Source organism: Cupriavidus sp. GW823-FHT06D04 (genome assembly GCF_058795055.1).
On record NZ_JBXAHL010000023.1, the window covers coordinates 77,598 to 97,979 of the forward strand.

Here is a 20,382-nt window from a genome sequence, read left to right on the forward strand (position 1 = left end):
ACCGCGTACCTCGCCCATGCCAGCGCACCTGCATGGCGGCCATGCGGGCCCCGCCCCGCTGCTCGAGCTGCGCAATATCTCCAAGACCTTCCCCGGGGTGAAGGCGCTCAGCAACATGGAGCTGACCGTCTACGCCGGCGAAGTCCATGCCCTGATGGGCGAAAACGGCGCGGGCAAATCCACGCTGATGAAGATCCTGTCCGGCGCCTATATCGCCGACCCGGGCGGCGAGTGCCGCATCAGCGGCGAGCCGGTGGCCATCGACGGCCCGGCCACGGCGCGTGCCCACGGCGTGGCCGTGATCTACCAGGAGCTGAGCCTGGCGCCCAACCTGAGCGTGGCCGAGAACATCTACCTGGGCCGCCACCTGCACCACCGCGGCATGGTCGACGGCGCCGCCATGGCGCGCGCCTGCGAGGCCACGCTGGCCCGGCTGGGCGCGGACTTCACGCCGCAGACGCCGGTGCATACGCTGTCGATCGCGCAGCGCCAGCTGGTGGAGATTGCGCGCGCGGTGCATTTCGAGACCCGCATCCTGGTGATGGACGAGCCCACCACGCCGCTGTCCACCCGCGAGACCGACCGCCTGTTCGCGCTGATCCGTCAGCTGCGCGCCGAAGGCATGGCCATCATCTACATCAGCCACCGCATGGCGGAGATCGATGAGCTGGCCGACCGCGTCACCGTGCTGCGCGACGGCTGCTTTGTCGGCACGCTCACGCGTGAGGCGCTGACGCAGGCGGCGCTGGTCAAGATGATGGTCGGGCGCGACCTGTCCGGCTTCTACACCAAGACCCATGGCGAGGCCGCGCCGGGCGAGATCATGCTGTCGGTGCGCAATATGTCCGATGGCCGGCGCGTGCGCGGCTGCAGCTTCGACCTGCGCGCCGGCGAGGTGCTGGGCCTGGCCGGGCTGGTGGGCGCCGGGCGCACCGAGCTGGCGCGGCTGGTCTTCGGCGCCGATGCCCGCACCGATGGCGCCGTGTTCGTGGCCGGCACGCCGCTGGCCGTCACCGGCCCGCGCCAGTCAATCGATGCCGGCATTGCCTACCTGACCGAAGACCGCAAGCTGCAGGGCCTGTTCCTGGACCAGAGCGTGCACGAGAACATCAACCTGATCGTGGCCGCGCGCGATGCGCTGCGGGGCGGGCGCCTAAACCGCGCCAGCGCGCGCCAGCGCACCGCCGCGGCGATCCGCTCGCTCGGCATCCGCGTGGCGCACCCGCAGGTCAACGTGGGATCGCTGTCCGGCGGCAACCAGCAGAAGGTGATGCTGTCGCGCCTGCTGGAAACCCGGCCGCGCGTGCTGATCCTGGACGAGCCCACGCGCGGCGTGGATATCGGCGCCAAGGCCGAGATCTACCGGCTCATCAATGAGCTGGCGCGCTCCGGCGTGGCGGTGCTGATGATTTCCAGCGAACTGCCCGAGGTGGTCGGCCTGTGCGACCGCGTGCTGGTGATGCGCGAAGGCGAGCTGGCCGGCGAAGTGCCGGGCTGCGCCGATGCCGCCGCCATGCAGGAACAGATCATTGCGCTGGCAACCGGCGCCGGCGAGCAACAGCCCCCGGTCTTGCATTGAACCGCTGAATTCCCGTACAGGCCGGCAAAGAACGGCCGCACCGGGGCGGCATCCCGCCTCGCAGCATCAGGAGACACTTATGCGCAATCCCCTCTCATCCACGTCCCATGCGGCCCATGGCGTCACCGCCCAGGCTTCCACACCGCTGGCGCGCGCCACCGGGCGCGCCACCACGCAGGAACGCCTGCGCGCACTAGGCATGCTGCCGGTGCTTGTGCTGCTCTGCCTGGGCTTCACGCTGCTGACCGAGAACTTCGCCAGCCTGCAGAACCTGTCGATCATCGCCCAGCAGGCGTCGATCAACCTGGTGTTGGCCGCGGGCATGACCTTCGTGATCCTGACCGGCGGCATCGACCTGTCGGTGGGATCGATCCTGTCGGTGTCGGCGGTGGTGGCGATGCTGGTCTCGCTGATGCCGCAACTGGCGGCGCTGAGCGTGCCGGCAGCGCTGCTGTGCGGGCTGCTGTTCGGACTGGTCAATGGCGCGCTGATCGCCTTCATGAAGCTGCCGCCGTTCATCGTGACGCTGGGCAGCCTGACCGCGGTACGCGGGCTAGCGCGGCTGGTCGGCAACGACAGCACGGTCTACAACCCGGATATCTCGTTCGCCTTTATCGGCAACGGCGATCTGCTGGGTATCCCCTGGCTGGTGGTGATTGCCATTGCGGTGGTCGCGGTGTCGTGGCTGGTGCTGCGCCGCACGGTGCTGGGGCTGCAGATCTACGCGGTCGGCGGCAATGCCGAGGCGGCGCGCCTGTCGGGCATCAAGGTATGGGTGGTGCTGCTGTTCGTCTATGCGGTGTCGGGCCTGCTGTCGGGGCTGGGCGGCGTGATGTCGGCGTCGCGGCTTTATGCGGCCAACGGGCTGCAGCTGGGGCAGTCCTATGAGCTGGACGCGATCGCCGCGGTGATCCTGGGCGGCACCAGCTTTGTCGGCGGGGTCGGATCGATTGCCGGCACGCTGGTGGGCGCGCTGATCATTGCGGTGCTGTCCAACGGGCTGATCCTGCTGGGCGTGTCGGATATCTGGCAATACATCATCAAGGGCCTGGTGATCATCGGCGCGGTCGCGCTCGACCGCTATCGCCAGAAGGGCTCCGCCCGTACCTGACACGCTGCCGGACAGGAGAAACATTGTGATCCAACCCATCCTCAAAGCCCTGGCGGCCGGCGTGCTGGCCGCTCTGTGCGCTGCACCGGCCATGGCTCAGGCGCCCGCGCAAGACGCGCACGCTTCGGATGCCCAGGCCCCGCAACGTCCGCTCAGGAAGGTAGGCGTGACGCTGGGCTCGCTGGGCAATCCATATTTCGTCGCACTGGGCCGCGGTGCCGAGGCCGCGGCCCGGCAGGTCAACCCGAAGGTAAAGGTCACCGTGCTGTCGGCGGACTACGACCTGAACAAGCAGTTCATGCACATCGACAGCTTTATCGTCGCCGGCGTCGACCTGATCCTGATCAACGCCGCCGACGCCCGCGCCATCGAGCCGGCGGTACGCAAGGCGCGCAAGGCCGGGATCGTGGTGGTGGCGGTCGATGTGGCCGCCGCCGGCGCCGATGCCACCGTGCAGACCGACAACACCCAGGCCGGCGAACTCGCCTGCGGCTTTATCGCCGACCGGCTCAAGGGCCGCGGCAACGTCATCATCCAGAACGGCCCGCCGGTATCGGCAGTGTTGGATCGGGTCAAGGGCTGCAAGACTGTGCTGGCGCGCCATCCCGATATCCGCATCCTGTCCGACGACCAGGATGCCAAGGGCTCCCGCGAAGGCGGGCTGAACGTGATGCAGCTGTACCTGACGCGCTTTCCCAAGGTGGACGCGGTCTTCACCATCAACGACCCGCAGGCCGTGGGCGCGGACCTGGCCGCGCGCCAGCTTAACCGCCGCGGCATCGTGATTGCCTCGGTCGACGGCGCGCCTGACATCGAAGCGGCGCTCAAGGCCGACACCCTGGTGCAGGCCTCGGCCAGCCAGGACCCGTGGGCCATTGCCCGCACGGCGGTGCAGCTGGGCGTAGGCATGATGAATGGCCAGCGCCCGCCCAACCCGACCGTGCTGCTGCCGTCCACGCTGGTGACGCGCGCCAATGTCGGCCAGTACAAGGGCTGGGCCGCGCCGCGGTAAGCGGCATGGCCGGTCCCTCCACCCCTTCCACTATTTTCTGATCCATGATGGCTAGCCACCCTGCCGGCGCTCCGGCACCTGAACCTGCCCCGGAGTTCGATTTCGTATTGTTCGGCGCCACCGGCGACCTGGCGCGGCGCAAGCTGCTGCCGGCGCTGTTCGATGCCCACGCCGCCGGTTCGCTGCATCCGCGCGGACGCATCCTGGCCCTGGGCAGCCAGCCGCTGTCGCATGATGCCTACCTGGCGATGCTCGACGACGAAGTACTGCCCGCGCTGGCGGGCAACGCCGCGGCCGCAGCCTGGCAGGGTTTTCTCGACCGCATCCTGTACCTGCAGGTGGATGCCAACGCCAATGCCGGCTTCGATGCGCTGGCCGAGCTGGTCAATGCGCGCGCGGCGCCGGTGGTGGTGTTCTACCTGGCCACGGCCCCGCACCTGTTCGTCACCATCTGCGAGCAACTGGCGCGCGTGGGCCTGACCGGCCAGCGCAGCCGCATCGTGCTGGAAAAGCCGCTCGGGCACGACCTGGCCTCGTCCGAGGCCATCAATGCCGAAGTGGCTCGGCACTTTGCCGAGGACCAGATCTACCGGATCGACCACTACCTGGGCAAGGAGTCGGTGCAGAACCTGATGGCGGTGCGCTTTGGCAACGTACTGTTCGAGCCGCTGTGGCGGCGCGAATGGGTGCGGCAGGTGCAGATCACCATCGCCGAAGAACTGGGCGTGGAGCGCCGCGGCAACTTCTACGACGGCATCGGCGCGCTGCGCGACATGGTGCAGAACCACCTGCTGCAGCTGCTGTGCATGGTCGCGATGGAGCCGCCCACGAGCCTGTCGGAAGACGCCATCCGCGACGAGAAGCTCAAGATCTTGAAGGCGCTGCGGCCGATCCGGCCGGAAGACGTCGCCGAGAAGGTGGTGCGCGGGCAATACGCCCGTGGCGCCGCCGGCGGCGACCCCGTGCCCGGCTATGCCAGTGAGCCCGGGATCGCGCCCGACAGCCGCACCGAGACCTTCGTCGCCATCCGCGCCGAGATCGCCAACTGGCGCTGGGCCGGGGTGCCGTTCTACCTGCGCACCGGCAAGCGCATGCAGTCGCGCGTGGCGGAGATCGTGATCCATTTCCACGACGTGCCCTACCCGCTGTTCCCGCATCCGCTGGGGGTCATGTCCGGCAACCGGCTGGTGATCACGCTGCAGCCCGAGGAAAGCATCCGGCTGTATTTCCTGACCAAGCAGCCGGGCGACACGCAGGCACTGATTCCCGCGTCCCTCGACCTGCAACTGAACACTGCCGCCCCACGTGTGCGGCGCGTGGGCGCGTACGAGCGCCTGCTGCTCGACGTGATCCGCGGCCGGCTGGGCCTGTTCGTGCGGCGCGATGAGCAGGTGCAGGCATGGCGCTGGGTCGCGCCCATCCTGAAGACGTGGGAGAACTCGCCCACGCCACCCAAGCCTTACACCGCCGGCACCTGGGGCCCGGCGGCCTCCAGTGCCCTGCTGTCGCGAGACAGCATGGCCTGGCATGAAGAGATGTAGCCCACGTATTGCGGAGTATCCAAGATGACCACTTCCCTACCCGCCTGGCAAGCCCTGCGCGCGCACGCCGACACCCTGCGCGGCACCCATATGCGCGACTGGTTCGACGGCCCGCGCGGCCCGCTGCGCGCCGAGCGCTTCACCGCCGAAGCCTGCGGCCTGACGCTGGACTACGCCAAGAACCGCATCACCGACGAAACGCTGGCGTTGCTGTTCACCCTGGCTGGCCAGGCGCGCGTGGCCGAGCGGCGCGACGCCATGTTCGGCGGCGAACCGGTCAACACCACCGAGCACCGCGCCGCACTGCATATCGCGCTGCGCGCCTATCCGGAGGATGGCTATCGCGCGCTCGGCGTACCCGTGGGCGCAGACGTCGCCACGGTGCTGGCGCAGATCGAGCGCTTTGCCAATGCAGTGCGCAGTGGCGCCTGGACCGGGTTCGATGGCCGAGCGATCACCGACGTCGTCAATATCGGCATCGGCGGTTCGGACCTGGGCCCGCGCATGGTCTGCCGCGCGCTGGGCGATGCACAAACCACCGGCCCGCGCATGCACTTTGTCGCCAATGTCGACGGCAGCGATCTGGCACGCACGCTGTCCGGGCTGGATGCCGCCACCACGCTGGTGATCGTCTGCTCCAAGACCTTCACCACGCTGGAAACCATGGCCAACGCCTGCACCGCGCGCGACTGGTTCCTGCAGCAAGGCGTGACCCGTGCCGGGCTGGCGCGGCATTTCGTGGCGGTGTCGACCAACCGCGATGCGGTGGCCGAATTCGGCATCGACCCGGCCAATATGTTCCCGTTCTGGGACTGGGTGGGCGGACGCTTCTCGCTGTGGTCGGCGGTAGGCTTGTCGATCGCCGTCGCCATTGGCTTCGAGCGCTTCCGGCAATTGCTGGACGGCGCGCGCGCGATGGACCTGCATTTCGCCAGCGCATCGCCCGAGCGCAACCTGCCGATGATCCTGGGCCTGCTCGATGTCTGGTACCGCAGCTTCCTCGGTGCCGGCAGCCGCTGCGTGGCGCCCTACTGCGAGCCGCTGGAACTGCTGCCGGCCTTCCTGCAGCAACTGGAAATGGAAAGCAACGGCAAATCCGTGCGGCTCGACGGCGGCGCGCTCGATGCGGGCTCGGCTGCGGTGGTGTGGGGCACGACCGGCACCAACGGCCAGCACGCCTACTTCCAGATGATGCATCAGGGTTCCCAACTGGTTCCGGTAGACTTCATCGCCACGCTGGAAACCGTGAGCGACTTGCCCGGCCACCATACCAAGCTGCTGGCCAACTGCTTTGCACAGGGCGAAGCGCTGCTGCGCGGGCGCACCGCCGACGAAGTGCGCGCCGAGGGCGTGCGCGACGAAGCGCTGGTGCCGCACCTGGTATTCGAGGGCAACCGGCCCAGCAACACGCTGCTGCTGCAGCGGCTGGACCCGTACCACCTGGGCGCGCTGCTGGCGCTGTCGGAACACCGCACCTTCGTGCAGGGTGCGCTGTGGCAGATCAATTCGTTTGACCAGTGGGGCGTGGAACTCGGCAAGAAGCTGGCCGCGCCGATCCAGCGCGAACTGGAAGGCACCGCCGGAGCCGCCGCGCATGATGCCTCGACCGCCGCACTGATCCGCCGCGCCCAGGCAGTGCGGGAAACGGCCGCAAGCTAACCCGCGGCAGACAACACAGGAGACTCCGATGTCCACGCCCCTTCCCCGCTATGTCGTGTTCGGCGAAGCCCTGACCGACATGGTCCGCCAGGCCGACGGCAGCTGGCTGGGTCTGCCCGGCGGCTCATGCTGGAACGTGGCGCGCGTTGGCGCCCGGCTGGGCATTGCGACCGCCTTTGCGGGCGCCGTCAGCCAGGACCTGTTCGGCGATGACCTGGCCCAGGCCAGTGCTGACGCCGGCCTGGACGGCCGCTTCCTGCAGCGGGTGGCGCGCTCGCCGTTCCTGGCCTTTGTCGCGTCACGCCATCCGCCGCAGTACTTCTTTGTCGGGGACGACAGCGCGGACCTGCATTTCGACCCGGCCCGCTTGCCAGAGGGCTGGCGCCAGGCGGCAGAGGTGATCCACTTCGGCTCCATCAGCCTGGTGCGCCAGCCGCTGGCGGCACGGCTGTGTGAAGAAGCCACGCTGGCCGCAACGGCGGGCAAGCGCATTGCCTTCGACCCCAACTTCCGGGACCTGATGCGCGCACCGGGCTACGCCAACGTCCTCGCACACATGCTGCGACTGGCCAGCTACGTCAAGATCTCCGACGAAGACCTAGCCGGGCTCTTTCCCGCGCTCGATACCGACGCGGCACTGGCACAGGTACGCGCCATGGCGCCCGATGCAACCGTCATGCTGACGCGCGGCGCGCATGGCATGACGTTGCTCAAGGGCAGTATTGTCGTCGAGCAGCCCGCGCTCGCAGTTGATGTGGCCGATACCGTCGGCTGTGGCGATGCGGCGATGGGCGGCTGGATGGCCGGCGTGCTGTCCGGCGCGGCGGGCGACCTTGCCGCACAGGCGCGGCTGGCTGCCGCCGCGGCGGCCATTGCTGCGACCCGGGCCGGCGCGTATCCGCCGCGACGCGAGGAAGTGGAAGAATTACTGGCTGCCTGAAGGGCCGGCGACAGGAGCCGCAAGCGATCAGCAATGGGAAAGCCGGTGCCAGCAAGGAAAGCCCTTTGGGAAAGCTCTGAATATGCGCCAGATTTCCAGAAAATAACCTCCTCGTTACATTGTCGGTGGCAAAGTGATGTGCTAGCCAGACGAGCCTTGGCCACAGGCAAACGTTGTTCGAGCGTCCTATGGGCGTACGAAACTATGCAAGCGGTCGGGCTCGCCATACTTATCACACTGTGATAGCATACCTATACGCGACCGTAGCCTCGACACACTATTGGACCTGGATGGGCTCCGCTTCGTCATAGATGACGAAAGCTTGCATTGGGTGAAAATCGTGGTGCGCACCTGCCCTATCTCGCAGGAACGCCCTCACGGACTGAGGTATTCGCTGACACTGCATGACAGGATTGGCTGCCGTTTGCTTGGTTTTGACAATGCGCACGGCATCAATGAGGGATCCGGGCCAGGAGTGCGGACGCGCATTGAGTACGGCCACCAGCACATTGCGGCGGGCGTTCGATTCTACGACTACCAGGATGCTTCCACGTTGCTGGAAGATTTCTGGACAGAGGTCGACAAGATCCTGCAGCAAAAGGAGTGAATGATGAGCGGCAACCTCAAGATTGGCATCGCCTCACTGGAAGACTTCAAGGCCCGCACCATGGCGATCGCCCGCGGCAAACTCAAGCCCGGAAAGGATGAGCCCAAGGTCTGGTTTCAATCGCTGGACGTGCTGGCAAAGGTCCTGTCCCCCGCCAATCGCCAATTGCTTGCGCTGATCGCGGAAACGAATCCTGAATCGCTCGAAGAGCTATCGCAGAAGACCGGACGCGCCGTGTCGAACCTGTCGCGGACCCTCCGCACGATGGAGGGCTACGGCTTGATTCACTTTGAACAAGGGCCACGCCGCAGGCTTGCTCCGCGCGTTGACTACAGCGGCGTGGAGCTTGAGCTTGCTTTTCACTAGCGTCCGCTGACATGGTTGGCAGCATGGCCGGCGCGCTTGCCACTACGGCAGGAACGCCGGCGACAGCAGCCGCAGCCCGATCGTAAAGAAGCGCGCGCCGGTACCGCCGCCGAACACGTTGCCGTAGGTGGTATCGACCTGCACGCGGTCCTGCACCACCCAGAAACGGAATCCCGCCTGGAATAACGGCTTGCCGCGGTTCTCGCCGAAGGTTTCGGCAACCAGGAACACGCGCGGGTGCAGTGCCGTCTCCGTGCCGACACCCCATGTCATGCGCGTCTGGTTGTTCTCGGTGTCGCGGTTGGCGCCGACGTTCAGGTGCGCGACGAAGCGGTCGTCGGCAAACGAGACCGACACCGGCACATTGAGATACAGGTTGCCGAACAGCTTGCGTTGCTCGGCATTGGGATGATGAATAAGGCCAACGGACAGCGCAATGCCATAACCGTTGGTCTCCAGCGGCTTCAGCAGCGTCTTGGCCTGGAACTGCACATTGGTGGCATCTAGCCCGCCATCGATCCGCTGCAGCGATCCGCCCAGCGTCAGTTCCAGGTTGCCGGAGGGATTGCACCCCGGCAGCGCCCAGAGTTCATTGCCGCCGGACTGGAACTGCATCCACGATTCCAGCTGGCAGGACTTGGGATCGACAATGCGGGCATCGTCGGTGATCAGCGGCCGGGCCGCGAGCGCTGGCCGGCAGGCCGCGGCCACGATGGCCACTGTGGCCAGACGCACGAAGAACTGGTGCCACACCATGGCAACCCTCCTGACAAATACCGCCACATGGCCGCGAACGTTACGCGCAGGCCATGACAAGACATTGAAGGACAGGAAGGGAGGAACGGCACCGGCGGGCGCAGGCTTGCACCTGGCCAACGGGGGACACTGCGGGGCGCGATGGCGGCACCGCAGCGAAAGACGACTGCAGTGGCTCAGCGCACCCCGGCGGCCCGGGAAACTTCCCTTCCGCGAGAATGACTGGGACAACTGTCCACGGATAACTCCGCTGATAAGAACGGGGCGCAGTGTAATGGCAGGCCAGCGGCGCGGTCAACCCGAGCCATGCGCCACGCGCATGCATTCATGCGGAGATATCGCTACCGTCTGCGCCCCGCCTTCTCCTAACATCGGCTGCACCATCTGCCAGGCCGGCTGACACCGGCCCTCGCCCCCGGCAGCTGCCACAGAGGAGGAAGCCATGCAAAACAGTGCTGCGCCCACGAGCGCACCCTACACACCAGCAGCGCCAGCGGCGCCCGCCATCCAGCCCAGCCAGCGCCGCCGCGCCATCATCGCCACGGTGATCGGCAATGGCCTGGAATGGTTCGATTTCACCGTCTACAGCTTCTTCGCGGTCATCATCGCGAAGCTGTTCTTTCCCACCGGCGACGACCTCAGTTCGCTGCTGCTGGCCGTGGCCACCTTCGGCGTGGGCTTCTTCATGCGCCCGGTGGGCGGCATCGTGCTGGGCATCTACGCCGACCGCGTGGGCCGCAAGGCAGCACTGTCGCTGACCATCCTGCTGATGGCGCTGGGCACCACGCTGATCGGCATTGCGCCGACCTATGACCAGGTCGGCATCTTGGCCCCGCTGCTGATCGTGATCGCGCGCCTGATGCAGGGCTTCTCCGCCGGCGGCGAGATGGGCGGCGCCACCGCCTTCCTGACCGAGTACGCCCCGGCGCGCCAGCGTGCCTACTACTCTAGCTGGATCCAGGCCAGCATCGGCGTGGCCGTGCTGCTGGGCGCGGCGGTGGGCACCTTCGTCACCAGTTCGCTGAGCACCGAGGCGCTCAACAGCTGGGGCTGGCGCCTGCCGTTCCTGCTGGGCATCGTGATCGGCCCGGTGGGCTACTACATCCGCCACCACCTCGATGAAACCCCGACCTTCCGCGACAACGCCGAGCGCGCCGATTCACCGCTGAAGGAAATCGTGCAGGCCTACCCGCGCGAGACCCTGGCCAGCTTCTCGATGGTGATCCTGTGGACGGTGTGCACCTATGTGCTGCTGTTCTACATGCCGACCTACGCGGTCAAGGTGCTGAAGGTGCCGCAGGCCGACGGCTTTATCGCCGGCATGGCTGGCGGCAGCGCCATCATGGTGTTCGCGCCGCTGGTTGGCCTGCTGGCAGACCGTATCGGCCGGCGCGTGCTGCTGAGCGGCTCGGCGCTGCTGATCCTGGTGCTGGCGTGGCCGATGTTCACCTTCATCAACCATGTACCCGGACTGTCGTCGCTGCTGGTGTTCCAGCTGGTGTTCGGCGTGCTGATCGCCACCTACACCGGCCCGATCCTGGCGGCCTTCTCCGAGCTGTTCCCGGCGCGCGTGCTGTCGACCGGCCTGTCGGTCGCCTACAACTTCGCGGTGACGATCTTCGGCGGCTTTGCCTCGTTCATCATCACCTGGCTGATCGCCACCACCGGCAGCAGCATGGCCCCGGCCATCTACGTGATGATCGCCGCCGCCATCAGCCTGGTCGGCACCCGTTTCGTGCGCGAACCTTCCTACCTGCAACAACGCTGATATGTCCCAGAGTCCCCAGATCCTTTTCCACGGCGGCGATGTGCTCGAACCCGGCACGGGCGAGCTGCTGCGCGGCCACGACGTGCTGGTTGAAGGCGAGCGCATTGCCGCGGTCGGCCCGGCCATCGATGCCCCCAGCGCACAGCGCATCGACGCGCGCGGCAAGACCGTGATGCCCGGCCTGATCGACTGCCACGTGCACGTGCTGGCCTCGCTGGCCAACCTCGGCCTGAACGCGGTGCAGCCCAACGTGCTGGTGGCTATCCGCGCGCTGCCGATCATGCAGCGCATGCTGGAGCGCGGCTTCACCACCGTGCGCGATGCCGGCGGCGCCGACTGGGGCCTGTCGCAGGCGGTTGCCACCGGGCTGGTGCCGGGGCCGCGCATCTTTGCGTCGGGCAAGGCGCTGTCGCAGACCGGCGGCCATGGTGATTTCCGTCCGCGCTCAGATGTGCTCGAGCCCTGTTCGTGCGCCTTCCGCGCCGGTGCCATCGCGCGCGTGGTGGATGGCGTCGATGCCGTGCGCCTGGCCGTGCGCGAAGAAATCCAGAAAGGGGCCAGCCAGATCAAGATCATGGCCTCGGGCGGCGTGGCCTCGCCCACCGACCCGATCGGCAACACCCAGTACAGCGAAGACGAGATCCGCGCGATCGTGGCCGAAGCCGAAGCCGCACAGACCTATGTGATGGCCCACGCCTACACCGGCCGCGCCATCACGCGCGCGGTGCGCTGCGGCGTGCGCACCATCGAGCACGGCAACCTGGTCGACCGCGCTGCCGCCGACGAGATGCGCAAGCACGGCGCCTTCGCGGTGCCGACGCTGGTCACCTACGACGCGCTTGCGCGCGACGGCGCCCGCCTGGGCCTGCCGGCCGATTCGGTAGCCAAGATCGAGACCGTGCGCCAGGCCGGCCGCGACTCGCTGCGCATCTATGCCGATGCCGGCGTGCCGATGGGCTATGGCTCGGACTTGCTGGGCGAGATGCACGACCACCAAGCCGAAGAGTTCCGCATCCGCGCCGAGCTGCTCGGCAATCTGGAAGCGATCCGCTCGGCCACCTCGATCGCCGCCGCCATCCTGCAGCGCGAAGGCGAGCTTGGCACCGTGCGCGCCGGCGCGCTGGCCGACCTGCTGCTGGTCGACGGCAACCCGCTGGCCGATATCGGCCTGATCGCCGGCCAGGGCGAGCGCCTGAGCGTGGTGATGCAGGCCGGCCGCATCCACCGCCGCGAAGGCTGACCCGGGCGGCGCGCCCCTCCCGCTGGCCTGCAACGGCGGTCTATCATGGGGGCCTCTCTGACCGGAAGCCCCCATGCGCATTTCCCCGCTCCCGCCCCTGCCCAACCTGGTCGCGTTTGAAGCCGCGATGCGCCACGGCAGCTTCACCCGCGCCGCGGCCGAACTGCACCTGACCCAAAGTGCGATCAGCCGCCAGGTGGCCCAGCTGGAACGCTTTCTCGGGCGCAAGCTCTTTATCCGCGAACCGCGCGCGCTGCGCCTGACCGTCAGCGGCCAGCGCTATGCCGAGGTGGTGCAGCGCCTGCTGGTGGGCTGCGCCGAAGCAACCGAAGACGTGATGAAGGTGCGCAGCCATACCGCCTTGACAGTGGCGTGCTCCAGCGGCGTTGCGGTGCTGTGGCTGACGCCGCGGCTGGCCTCGTTCCGCGAGGCGCACCCCGAGATCCAGCTGCGCCTGACCGTCAACGACAGCCTGGCGTCACTGTCGCCGGCGGAGTTCGATATCGGCATGTACTACCTGCGCGAGGGTCCTCCGCCCGGACTGGCGGCGCGACGGCTGTATGGCGAGGAAGTGTTCCCGGTGTGTGCGCCGGGCTACCTGAACGGCCGCACGCTGGCCCCGGCCGCGCTGGCCAATGAAACCCTGCTGATGCTCGACGACGGCCAGCGCCAGTGGATGTCCTGGCAGACCTGGCTAGCCAGCCAGGGCCTGCCCGATGCCACGCTGCGCAACGTGCTGACCTCCAACCAGTACCCGATCCTGCTGCAGCTGGCCATGGAAGGCCAGGGCATCGTGCTGGGTTGGCGCCATATGATCGACGCCTGCCTGCGCGAAGGCCTGCTGGTGCGCGCCAGCGACGCCAGCGCCAGCCTGGGCGGCGGCTACTACGCGGTGTGGCCGCGCGACCGGATGGAACCGGCCGCGGCACGCGCGTTCCGCAGCTGGCTGGTGCGGCAGGCGACGCCTGCACCAGCCTGAGCCCTCACGATCCCGCCTTGTAGTTCGTATCCTTGACGATCTTGACCCACCGCGCCGCATCCTCGGCAATGGTCGCGGCGAACTGCTCCGGCGTGCCACCCACCACCTCATAGTCGATCGCTGCCAGGCGCTGCTTGATCTCGGGCTGCGCCAGGATGCGGTTCACTTCCTGGTTCAGCCGCGTGACAATCTCCTTGGGCGTGCCGGCCGGCGCCAACAGGCCCGCCCAGGAATTGAAGGCCATGCCGTCATAGCCGGCCTCATGCATGGTCGGCACATCCGGCAGCGCGGGCGAGCGCTTGGACGCGAACACCGCCAGCGGGCGCAGCTTGCCGGCCTTGATCATCGCCATGCCGTTGAACGGGTCGATGGTCATGTCGACCTCCCCCGCCACCACCGCCTGCATCTGCGGCCCGGTGCCGCGGTAAGACACGCTGACAACGTCCGGCGTGCCCGCCGCGGACTTGAAGGTGGCGCCGATCAGCTCGATCATGCTGCTGCCGGCCGACAGGCTCAGCGGCTTGGTCTTCGACTTGGCCAGCGCCACAAACTCCTGCACGGTCTTGGCCGGCACCGACGGGTGGACCACCATCACGAAGCCGATATTGCTGATCTGCGAGATCGGCGCAAAGCTCTTCAGCGGCTCATAGCCCGCCTTGTACAGCACCGGGCTGAGGGTCTGCGCGCCAGCGCTGTTCAGCAGCAGCGTGTAGCCGTCCGGCGCCGCACGCGCCACGATGTCCGTGCCGATGATACCGTTGGCGCCGGGGCGGTTTTCCACCACCACCGACTGCTTGAGCGCTTCGCCCAGCTTCTGCGAAATCAGCCGCGCCACCACATCGGTGGCGCCGCCTGGCGCAAACGGCACCACCATACGGATCGGCTTGCTGGGATAGGTGTCACTCCAGGCCAGCGCGGGCATCGCGCCCAGCACGGCGGCGCACAGCATCAGGCGGCGGCGCGAGTTCGGTCTCATCGGGTTGTCTCCTGGACGGCGGTTGTCGGAAGCCGTTGCCGGCAAGGCCAGCCTAGGGCCGGGACCTGCCATTATTCATAGTTATGAATTGGATTTTACGCATATAAATTATCCCGTCAACCAAGGGTATGTGCGGACAGGCGCTGACCGGCGAGTGCTGCGTGGACGGACGCGCGCCCCGATGGCAAGCCCTTATGCCTCGCTCTATTTGCGAAACGGGGTAGCGGCTTCGATACGGGTGAGGTCTGCCCCGACTTCGGGCTCCGGGATACTGACCGCAACCTGGACGCGCCCGGTCCGGTAGATGCCGATCGCCGCGACCACTGCCGGAATCGCCAGCAGGAGGTAGAGCGCCGCATTGCTCCATCCCGCCGATAGCAGCAATGCGCCGCCGAGCGAGCCTGCGATGGCCCCTACCCGGCCAATACCGAGTGCCAAGGCCACGCCAGTCGCGCGGCTCGACGTCGGATAGAACGCCGACGCCAGCACATTGGCGCAGACCTGCGATCCGCTCACGCAGAAGCCGGTGACGAAGATCGCGGCCGCCACTGCCGTGGGCGCGCTCACCGAAGCCAGGCATGCCACGGCGATGGCACCCAGCGTGTAGGCGCCGGCCACCACGGCATAGGGATTGAACCTGTCGAGCAGCACGCCCAGTACGATGGCACCCAGCACGCCGCCGCCCTGCAGCAACCCCGCGAGCATCGATGCTTCTTTCAGCGAGAGGCCGCTGCGCTGGACCAGGATCGGCAGCCAGTTGATCATCAGGTACAGCAACAGCAGGCTGCAGAAGAATGCCAGCCACAGCCACAGCGTCCCCTGCCGGTAGCGCGGCGCGAAGAGCTGGCTGACCGGAGAGCTGGGGCCCTCAGGCTCGTCGGTGACGTAGCGCTGGCCGCCCGTGACCCGGCTTGCATCGATGCGTGCCAGGGTGGCGGCGATCCGTGCCTCCATGCCTTCACGCGTGGCCAGGTAGCGCACCGATTCCGGCAAGGCCAGCGCCAGTACCGGGGCCAGCGCCAGCGGTAGCACACCGCCCAGCGCCAGCACGCCGCGCCAGCCGGCCTGCTCGATCAGATACGCGGTCACCACGCCACCCAGCGCGGAGCCAAGGGAGAATCCGCAGAACATGATCGTCAGCAACATGCCACGGCGACGCGACGGGCTGAACTCGGCGGTCAACGTGATCGCATTGGGCATGGCGCCGCCCAGGCCCATCCCGGTCAGGAACCGCAGCGCGATCAGCCAGCCGATGCCTGGCGCCGCGGCAGATGCCGCACAGGCAGCACCGAACCACGCCACCGACATGACCAGCACGCGACGCCGGCCAATGCGATCAGCCAGCGGACCGCAGAGAAAAGCGCCGGTCATCAGCCCGAGCAGGCCGGCAGAGAAGAGCGGCCCCAGGGCCACCACCGACAGCGACCATTCGCTGCGGATATGGGGAGCAAGAAAGCCAATGATGGCGATGTCGAAGCCGTCCAGTGCCACGATCGCGAAGCACAACGCGATGGTGCGCAACTGCAGCGATGAGAGGCGTGCCGCGTCGATGAATTCGCGCACGTTGACGGTGGCGCGCACAGGCGCGCCGGCCGCCGCGCCTTGGGGGGCGGATGGGGCTGTCATGTTGTCTCCCGGGATGGTCGGCGCACTACCGCTATGCTGCGGCTTGTGCGGGTACAGCGGGGTTTTGCGAGAATTTCGCGCAGGCGTGCGGCTATACCGCGGTCGGTGCATCAACGGGATGGTTGTAACCAGCCGCTTCCACGCGGGCGATAAACTCCGGGTCGCGCTGGCGCAGGTCTTCATGCGTGACCCTGCCGGTGCGCAGCATGTAGTTGTAGGCGAACGCCACCGGATCGAGGTGCATCTTGCTATCGACCGACTCGTACCAGTCGAGGCTGCGGCGGGCCGCGTCCTGGAATTTCGCCGATGCATCGCGCCGGCTGTCCTCGAACGCCCGGAACGCCGCCGGCACATCATCGCGATGCGAGCAGACGGCATCGCACAGCGCGATCGCATCTTGCATCGCCATGCGGGTGCCGGAGCCCAGCGAGAAATGCACACTGCGCAGCGCGTCGCCGAGCAAGACCACCTTGCCATGCGACCAGTGTTCATTGCGCACCACGCTCGCCTGGAACCAGTTGGAGCGATTTCCCAGCAACGCGTGACCGCCCAGGTCTTCCGCGAAGACCTGTTCGCAGAAGGCGCGACTCTCTTCTTCCGTGGCGGTGTCAAGTCCCGCGCGCTGCCAGGTCTCGGGGTCGACTTCCACCAGGAAGGTCGACAGTGTCTCGCTGTACTGGTAAGCGTGAGCCATGAACACCCCGTGGCCGGTCTCGCGGAAGATCAGCGAGACCGGGTGAAACAGTTGATGGGTGCCGTACCAGGCGAACTTGTTGCGGCGCACATCGAAGCTCGGCCGGAAATGCTCCGCCAGCCGGGTCCGGACCTCGCTGTTGATGCCGTCTGCGGCGAGGATGATGTCGGCGTCTGGCAGTTCCGCCGGGTCGCTCACGCGGCTGCCGTAGTGAATGTCGACGCCGGCGTCGGCGCACGCCTGCTGCAGCACGCGCAGGAGGTCGATGCGCGAGGTGCGCGAAAAGTGGTTGTTGTGCAGTGGCACCCGCACCCCTTTGTGGGCGACCTCCATAAAATCGCAACGCTGGTGATGCGCGGTGAATTTGCGGAAGAACGCCGGATCCGCGACCTCTAGGAACGACAGGGCGACGTCGGAAAACACCACGCCCCAGCCGTAGGTGGCGCCCGCCTCGTTGCGCTCGTGCACGACGATATGATCTTCAGGATACCGCTGCTTGAGCAACAGCGAGAAATACAGGCCGGCCGGCCCGCCTCCGATAACGGCGACATTCATGGTAATCCTCTTACTTGCTGGCCGGCGCAAGGAACGCGCCGGCGTTGGGGACGACGGGTGCCAGGTCAAGGTGCTCCAGCATCTGGCGAACCGTGCAAACTGCCGTGGACGTGACCGGCAGGCCGATCGCGTCCTGCGCCGCCTGGATCGCCGGCAGCGACGGCATCTGCACGCAGGCCGACAGCACCGCGACGTCGGCATTGGCGGTGTTCAGGCGCCTGACGTCCTGCAGCAACTGCATGGGATCGCGACGCCCGACCTCCAGGTTGTCGGGGATCTCGAATGACAGCGCGTCCAGGACTTCGATGCCTTCATGTTCGATGTACTGCACCACTGCTTCAGTCAGTGGCTTCATGTACGGCGCCATCAGGGCAATCCGGCGCGCGCCCATCGACTTCAGGCCCGCCACCAGCGCACCTGCGGATGTCATTACAGGCGCGCCACAGTGGTTCTCGCGTGCGACGCGCAACAGGTCCTGCTCCACCTGACGGTGGTAGCCGGGGCCCATTGCCATGATCGCAACCAGGCAGGCCGTGCTCATCACGTCGACGCGCGCGTCGGCCAGCTCGGCGGCACAGCGCAGTCCCTCGCGGTTCATGGCCTCCAGTTCTTCGCGCACCACGCGATGCATGCGCATGCGGCTCGAATGGAAGGTGAAACGCTCCGGCAGGATCTGCTCCCGCGCGTGCAGCATCGCCGGGATCTCAGTCTCCATCGTCGTGTTGGAGCTGGGCACGATCTGCCCGATACGGTAGGTACGACGGTTCATGCTGTCTGGCCTTGGTGGGTTGGGTTGGCAAGCTGGTGCGTCTCGCAAGCGCGCCGATACTGCTCCAGTGCATTGCGCAGCGAGGCGGGCACATTGATGGCATCACGGGTCCCGCGGCGCACGCAGATCGGGGTGAGACGGGCGACGAACGCGGTGTCGCGGCCTTCGCTCATTCGCGCCGTCAGCGCCAGGGTGTAGGTCCGCGTGCCGATGGCCTCGACCTGCACCTCGATATCGAACGATTCATCCGGCCAGAGCGAACGGCGGAAGTCGAACGCCAGTGCACGTGTTGGCGTGCCGAATCCAAGCTCGTCCTTGGTGTTTTGAGGGCGACCGTCGAACAGGCGCTCGTAGAACAGTTCCGCGGTGGAAATGACGTATTCCGAGAAGGACGGCGTGTAGACCACGCCGGCCGGATCGCATTCGCCCCACTTGACGCGCCGGCGTACGACGAACGGTGTGTCAGCCAGTACGGCTTCGGTACAGATCATGCTGGCACCCTCCCCGTTCCATCGGTTCCGGCTATGCCTGCCTCCACTTCCAGCCGGCGTGCCACCATGGCCCGCAGCGCAGCCTTGTCGACTTTCCCAACCCGTGTCACCGGAAACTCCCCGACCACTTCGATGCGCTCCGGGCATTTGAACTTCGCGAGTCCCTGGCCAACCAGGAACGCCGCAAGCTCCGCAACATCCGGCGCCGCGTGCCCGGCGCGCAGGATCAGGTAAATGCAACCCTTCTCGCCGTACAGCGGGTCCGGCATCGCCACCAGCTTGGCGTCCGCCACCGCCGGATGGCGACTGACATACGCTTCCACCTCCTCCGATCCGATCTTCTCGCCGCCGCGATTCACGTTGTCGCGCAGGCGGCCTTCAAAAGCGAAGCAGCGGTAGCCGTCGATCACATGCTCGGTCATGAGGTCGCCGGAGCGCACGAAGCCATCTTGCGTCAGCGTTTGCGCGGTAGCCTCGGGCGCCTTGTAGTAGCCGCGCAGGCTTGACGGGCCGCGGAAGCAGAGTTCGCCCGGCGTGCCCTGCGGCACCGGCTCGTCGGTGCCCGGCGCCAGCAGGCGGAGTTCGTCATCCGGGCAACCGGAGAAGCCCTGCGTGCCATGGCGGACCCCTGCGGGAAAGCGAGCGCCGGCACCCAGCAGCAGCCCTTCGGTGGTGCCGAACAGGTTGAAGCAAGGCACGCCGAGGTGCGCTTCCAGCGCGTCGGCGCGCGTCATCGTGCCGAACAGTTCGAGCGACGAAAGATCGTGCCGCGCGATATCCTGGTAGGCGATCATCTGCGGCGCAACTGGTCCGATCGACATGCCATGCGTGACGCGATGCAGCTCGATCAGTTCGAGCATGCGCGCGATGTCGACGCGCGGCATCAGTACCGATGTCATACCACCAGCCACAGTCGGTACCAGCACGTAGAGCTGGCCAGCGTTATGCAGCAACGGCAGTGACCAGATCAGGCGGCTGTGTTCGGTCTGGCCAAGCTGGCGCATGCAGGCGAGCGCATGGCCGATGTACTCGGCATGGAAGCGGGGAATGATCTTTGGCACGCCGGTGGTGCCCCCGGACAACTGGAAACTCAGCACATCCTGGCTGCCGATCGACACCCGGGCCAGCACGGCCACTGCCTGCTCATAGGATATGCCGTCGATCAGCGCGTCCAGGCCGTGCTCGCCGTGCGCGCCGAGTCCCGGAACGGGCTCGCCCCGGGCCACGATCAGGTGCCGCAGCGACGGATGACGCTGCGCCATGCCGCGCGCAAAGCCGGCAAGGTCGAAGGCACTGAAGTCGGCCTGCACGAAATAGGCGCGCGGCTCCGACAGCGCGGACAACTGGCCGATCTCCACTTCACGGTATTGCGGCACGGCACACACCGGCACCACGCCTGCCTTGTAGCAGCCCATCAACGCAATGGCCGTATCGATCGCGGTCCCCATCTGGAAGATCGCGCGATCCCCGGGACTGAGACCAAGCTGATGCAGCGCGGCGCCCAGGCGCTCGCTGCGCTGGTCGATTTCGGTGAAGGTGATCGCGCGCTCGTCGCTGATAAATGCCAGGCGGTCCGGATCACGCCGCGCGGTCTTGCGCAGCGCCCCGCCGAGGGTGTCGTCTACCCACGCCCCGGTCTCGAAGTACCTTGCCGCGGCCGCTCGCGGGCAATACGCCACGCCTTCGATCGGAAACTGAATACCGGTCATGATT

The 20,382-nt window shown here is 67.0% G+C and carries 18 protein-coding genes; 11 read left to right on the top strand and 7 right to left on the bottom strand.

Translation table 11 applies throughout. From position 1 onward, the window contains the following. The first annotated feature begins 16 nt into the window (after positions 1–16). The 8 genes from AC1Q7H_RS24945 (at position 17) to AC1Q7H_RS24980 (ending at position 8,815) form a co-directional block, all read left to right on the top strand. Positions 17–1,579: a sugar ABC transporter ATP-binding protein gene (locus AC1Q7H_RS24945; protein WP_492381865.1), complete on the top strand. Its 1,563-nt coding sequence runs from the start codon at positions 17–19 to the stop codon at positions 1,577–1,579. A 79-nt stretch (positions 1,580–1,658) separates the two neighbouring features. After that, a complete protein-coding gene (locus tag AC1Q7H_RS24950; RefSeq protein WP_013953152.1) occupies positions 1,659–2,690 on the top strand; it encodes an ABC transporter permease subunit in 1,032 nt (343 codons plus the stop codon). A gap of 91 nt (positions 2,691–2,781) precedes the next feature. Then, positions 2,782–3,702 (top strand): ABC transporter substrate-binding protein, encoded by a 921-nt coding sequence (locus AC1Q7H_RS24955; RefSeq protein WP_228772350.1) that lies wholly within the window; start codon positions 2,782–2,784, stop codon positions 3,700–3,702. 44 nt (positions 3,703–3,746) lie between these two features. Then, complete coding sequence (gene zwf, locus AC1Q7H_RS24960) at positions 3,747–5,243, top strand: glucose-6-phosphate dehydrogenase (protein WP_492381853.1); 1,497 nt, start codon at positions 3,747–3,749, stop codon at positions 5,241–5,243. Positions 5,244–5,267: 24 nt separating this feature from the next. Beyond that, entirely contained in the window at positions 5,268–6,902 is a 1,635-nt protein-coding gene (gene pgi, locus AC1Q7H_RS24965; RefSeq protein ID WP_492381854.1) for a glucose-6-phosphate isomerase, read from the top strand. 28 nt (positions 6,903–6,930) lie between these two features. After that, positions 6,931–7,842, top strand: coding sequence for a carbohydrate kinase family protein (locus tag AC1Q7H_RS24970; protein WP_153953510.1), 912 nt, complete (start codon positions 6,931–6,933; stop codon positions 7,840–7,842). 331 nt (positions 7,843–8,173) lie between these two features. Beyond that, positions 8,174–8,449, top strand: a complete 276-nt coding sequence (locus AC1Q7H_RS24975) for a toxin-antitoxin system TumE family protein (protein WP_492381855.1) — start codon at positions 8,174–8,176, stop codon at positions 8,447–8,449. Then, positions 8,450–8,815, top strand: coding sequence for an HVO_A0114 family putative DNA-binding protein (locus AC1Q7H_RS24980; RefSeq protein WP_112776617.1), 366 nt, complete (start codon positions 8,450–8,452; stop codon positions 8,813–8,815). 42 nt (positions 8,816–8,857) lie between these two features. On the opposite strand, the gene AC1Q7H_RS24985 is transcribed toward AC1Q7H_RS24980, so the two are convergent. Continuing rightward, positions 8,858–9,571, bottom strand: a complete 714-nt coding sequence (locus AC1Q7H_RS24985; protein WP_211981581.1) for a PA4824 family protein — start codon at positions 9,569–9,571, stop codon at positions 8,858–8,860. A 442-nt stretch (positions 9,572–10,013) separates the two neighbouring features. On the opposite strand from AC1Q7H_RS24985, the gene AC1Q7H_RS24990 reads away from it, so the two are divergent. The 3 genes from AC1Q7H_RS24990 (at position 10,014) to AC1Q7H_RS25000 (ending at position 13,558) form a co-directional block, all read left to right on the top strand. Beyond that, positions 10,014–11,339, top strand: coding sequence for an MFS transporter (locus AC1Q7H_RS24990; protein ID WP_013953160.1), 1,326 nt, complete (start codon positions 10,014–10,016; stop codon positions 11,337–11,339). 1 nt (position 11,340) lies between these two features. Then, positions 11,341–12,579, top strand: coding sequence for a metal-dependent hydrolase family protein (locus AC1Q7H_RS24995; protein WP_492381856.1), 1,239 nt, complete (start codon positions 11,341–11,343; stop codon positions 12,577–12,579). Positions 12,580–12,652: 73 nt separating this feature from the next. Further along, the gene (locus AC1Q7H_RS25000) at positions 12,653–13,558 is read left to right on the top strand and encodes a LysR substrate-binding domain-containing protein (RefSeq protein ID WP_211981585.1); all 906 of its coding nucleotides are present in this window, start codon (positions 12,653–12,655) and stop codon (positions 13,556–13,558) included. A gap of 4 nt (positions 13,559–13,562) precedes the next feature. Here the strand turns inward: AC1Q7H_RS25000 and AC1Q7H_RS25005 are convergent, their stop codons facing one another. The 6 genes from AC1Q7H_RS25005 to AC1Q7H_RS25030 all read right to left on the bottom strand — a co-directional run bounded on the left by AC1Q7H_RS25005 (position 13,563) and on the right by AC1Q7H_RS25030 (position 20,378). Continuing rightward, on the bottom strand, positions 13,563–14,534 hold the full coding sequence (locus tag AC1Q7H_RS25005; protein WP_153953505.1) for a Bug family tripartite tricarboxylate transporter substrate binding protein: 972 nt from the start codon (positions 14,532–14,534) through the stop codon (positions 13,563–13,565). A gap of 204 nt (positions 14,535–14,738) precedes the next feature. Next, entirely contained in the window at positions 14,739–16,160 is a 1,422-nt protein-coding gene (locus tag AC1Q7H_RS25010; protein WP_492381857.1) for an MFS transporter, read from the bottom strand. A gap of 91 nt (positions 16,161–16,251) precedes the next feature. Further along, a complete protein-coding gene (locus AC1Q7H_RS25015) occupies positions 16,252–17,409 on the bottom strand; it encodes an FAD-dependent monooxygenase (protein ID WP_492381858.1) in 1,158 nt (385 codons plus the stop codon). A 10-nt stretch (positions 17,410–17,419) separates the two neighbouring features. Beyond that, entirely contained in the window at positions 17,420–18,178 is a 759-nt protein-coding gene (locus AC1Q7H_RS25020) for a maleate cis-trans isomerase family protein (protein WP_153953503.1), read from the bottom strand. Further along, positions 18,175–18,669, bottom strand: coding sequence for an acyl-CoA thioesterase (locus AC1Q7H_RS25025; protein ID WP_153953502.1), 495 nt, complete (start codon positions 18,667–18,669; stop codon positions 18,175–18,177). Before AC1Q7H_RS25025 ends, AC1Q7H_RS25020 begins: the two co-directional genes overlap by 4 nt. Then, positions 18,666–20,378 (bottom strand): AMP-binding protein, encoded by a 1,713-nt coding sequence (locus AC1Q7H_RS25030; protein ID WP_153953501.1) that lies wholly within the window; start codon positions 20,376–20,378, stop codon positions 18,666–18,668. The genes AC1Q7H_RS25025 and AC1Q7H_RS25030 overlap by 4 nt, the downstream gene beginning before the upstream one ends. Positions 20,379–20,382: the final 4 nt, after the last annotated feature.

Coding starts and splice junctions, on each gene's coding strand:
- AC1Q7H_RS25000 (WP_211981585.1), top strand. CDS start 12,653: ATGCGCATTTCCCCGCTCCCGCCCCTGCCCAACCTGGTCGCGTTTGAA.
- AC1Q7H_RS25010 (WP_492381857.1), bottom strand. CDS start 16,160: ATGACAGCCCCATCCGCCCCCCAAGGCGCGGCGGCCGGCGCGCCTGTG.
- zwf (WP_492381853.1), top strand. CDS start 3,747: ATGATGGCTAGCCACCCTGCCGGCGCTCCGGCACCTGAACCTGCCCCG.
- AC1Q7H_RS24970 (WP_153953510.1), top strand. CDS start 6,931: ATGTCCACGCCCCTTCCCCGCTATGTCGTGTTCGGCGAAGCCCTGACC.
- pgi (WP_492381854.1), top strand. CDS start 5,268: ATGACCACTTCCCTACCCGCCTGGCAAGCCCTGCGCGCGCACGCCGAC.
- AC1Q7H_RS24980 (WP_112776617.1), top strand. CDS start 8,450: ATGATGAGCGGCAACCTCAAGATTGGCATCGCCTCACTGGAAGACTTC.
- AC1Q7H_RS25005 (WP_153953505.1), bottom strand. CDS start 14,534: ATGAGACCGAACTCGCGCCGCCGCCTGATGCTGTGCGCCGCCGTGCTG.
- AC1Q7H_RS24945 (WP_492381865.1), top strand. CDS start 17: ATGCCAGCGCACCTGCATGGCGGCCATGCGGGCCCCGCCCCGCTGCTC.
- AC1Q7H_RS25020 (WP_153953503.1), bottom strand. CDS start 18,178: ATGAACCGTCGTACCTACCGTATCGGGCAGATCGTGCCCAGCTCCAAC.
- AC1Q7H_RS25030 (WP_153953501.1), bottom strand. CDS start 20,378: ATGACCGGTATTCAGTTTCCGATCGAAGGCGTGGCGTATTGCCCGCGA.
- AC1Q7H_RS25015 (WP_492381858.1), bottom strand. CDS start 17,409: ATGAATGTCGCCGTTATCGGAGGCGGGCCGGCCGGCCTGTATTTCTCG.
- AC1Q7H_RS24950 (WP_013953152.1), top strand. CDS start 1,659: ATGCGCAATCCCCTCTCATCCACGTCCCATGCGGCCCATGGCGTCACC.
- AC1Q7H_RS24990 (WP_013953160.1), top strand. CDS start 10,014: ATGCAAAACAGTGCTGCGCCCACGAGCGCACCCTACACACCAGCAGCG.
- AC1Q7H_RS24985 (WP_211981581.1), bottom strand. CDS start 9,571: ATGGTGTGGCACCAGTTCTTCGTGCGTCTGGCCACAGTGGCCATCGTG.
- AC1Q7H_RS24995 (WP_492381856.1), top strand. CDS start 11,341: ATGTCCCAGAGTCCCCAGATCCTTTTCCACGGCGGCGATGTGCTCGAA.
- AC1Q7H_RS24955 (WP_228772350.1), top strand. CDS start 2,782: ATGGCTCAGGCGCCCGCGCAAGACGCGCACGCTTCGGATGCCCAGGCC.
- AC1Q7H_RS25025 (WP_153953502.1), bottom strand. CDS start 18,669: ATGATCTGTACCGAAGCCGTACTGGCTGACACACCGTTCGTCGTACGC.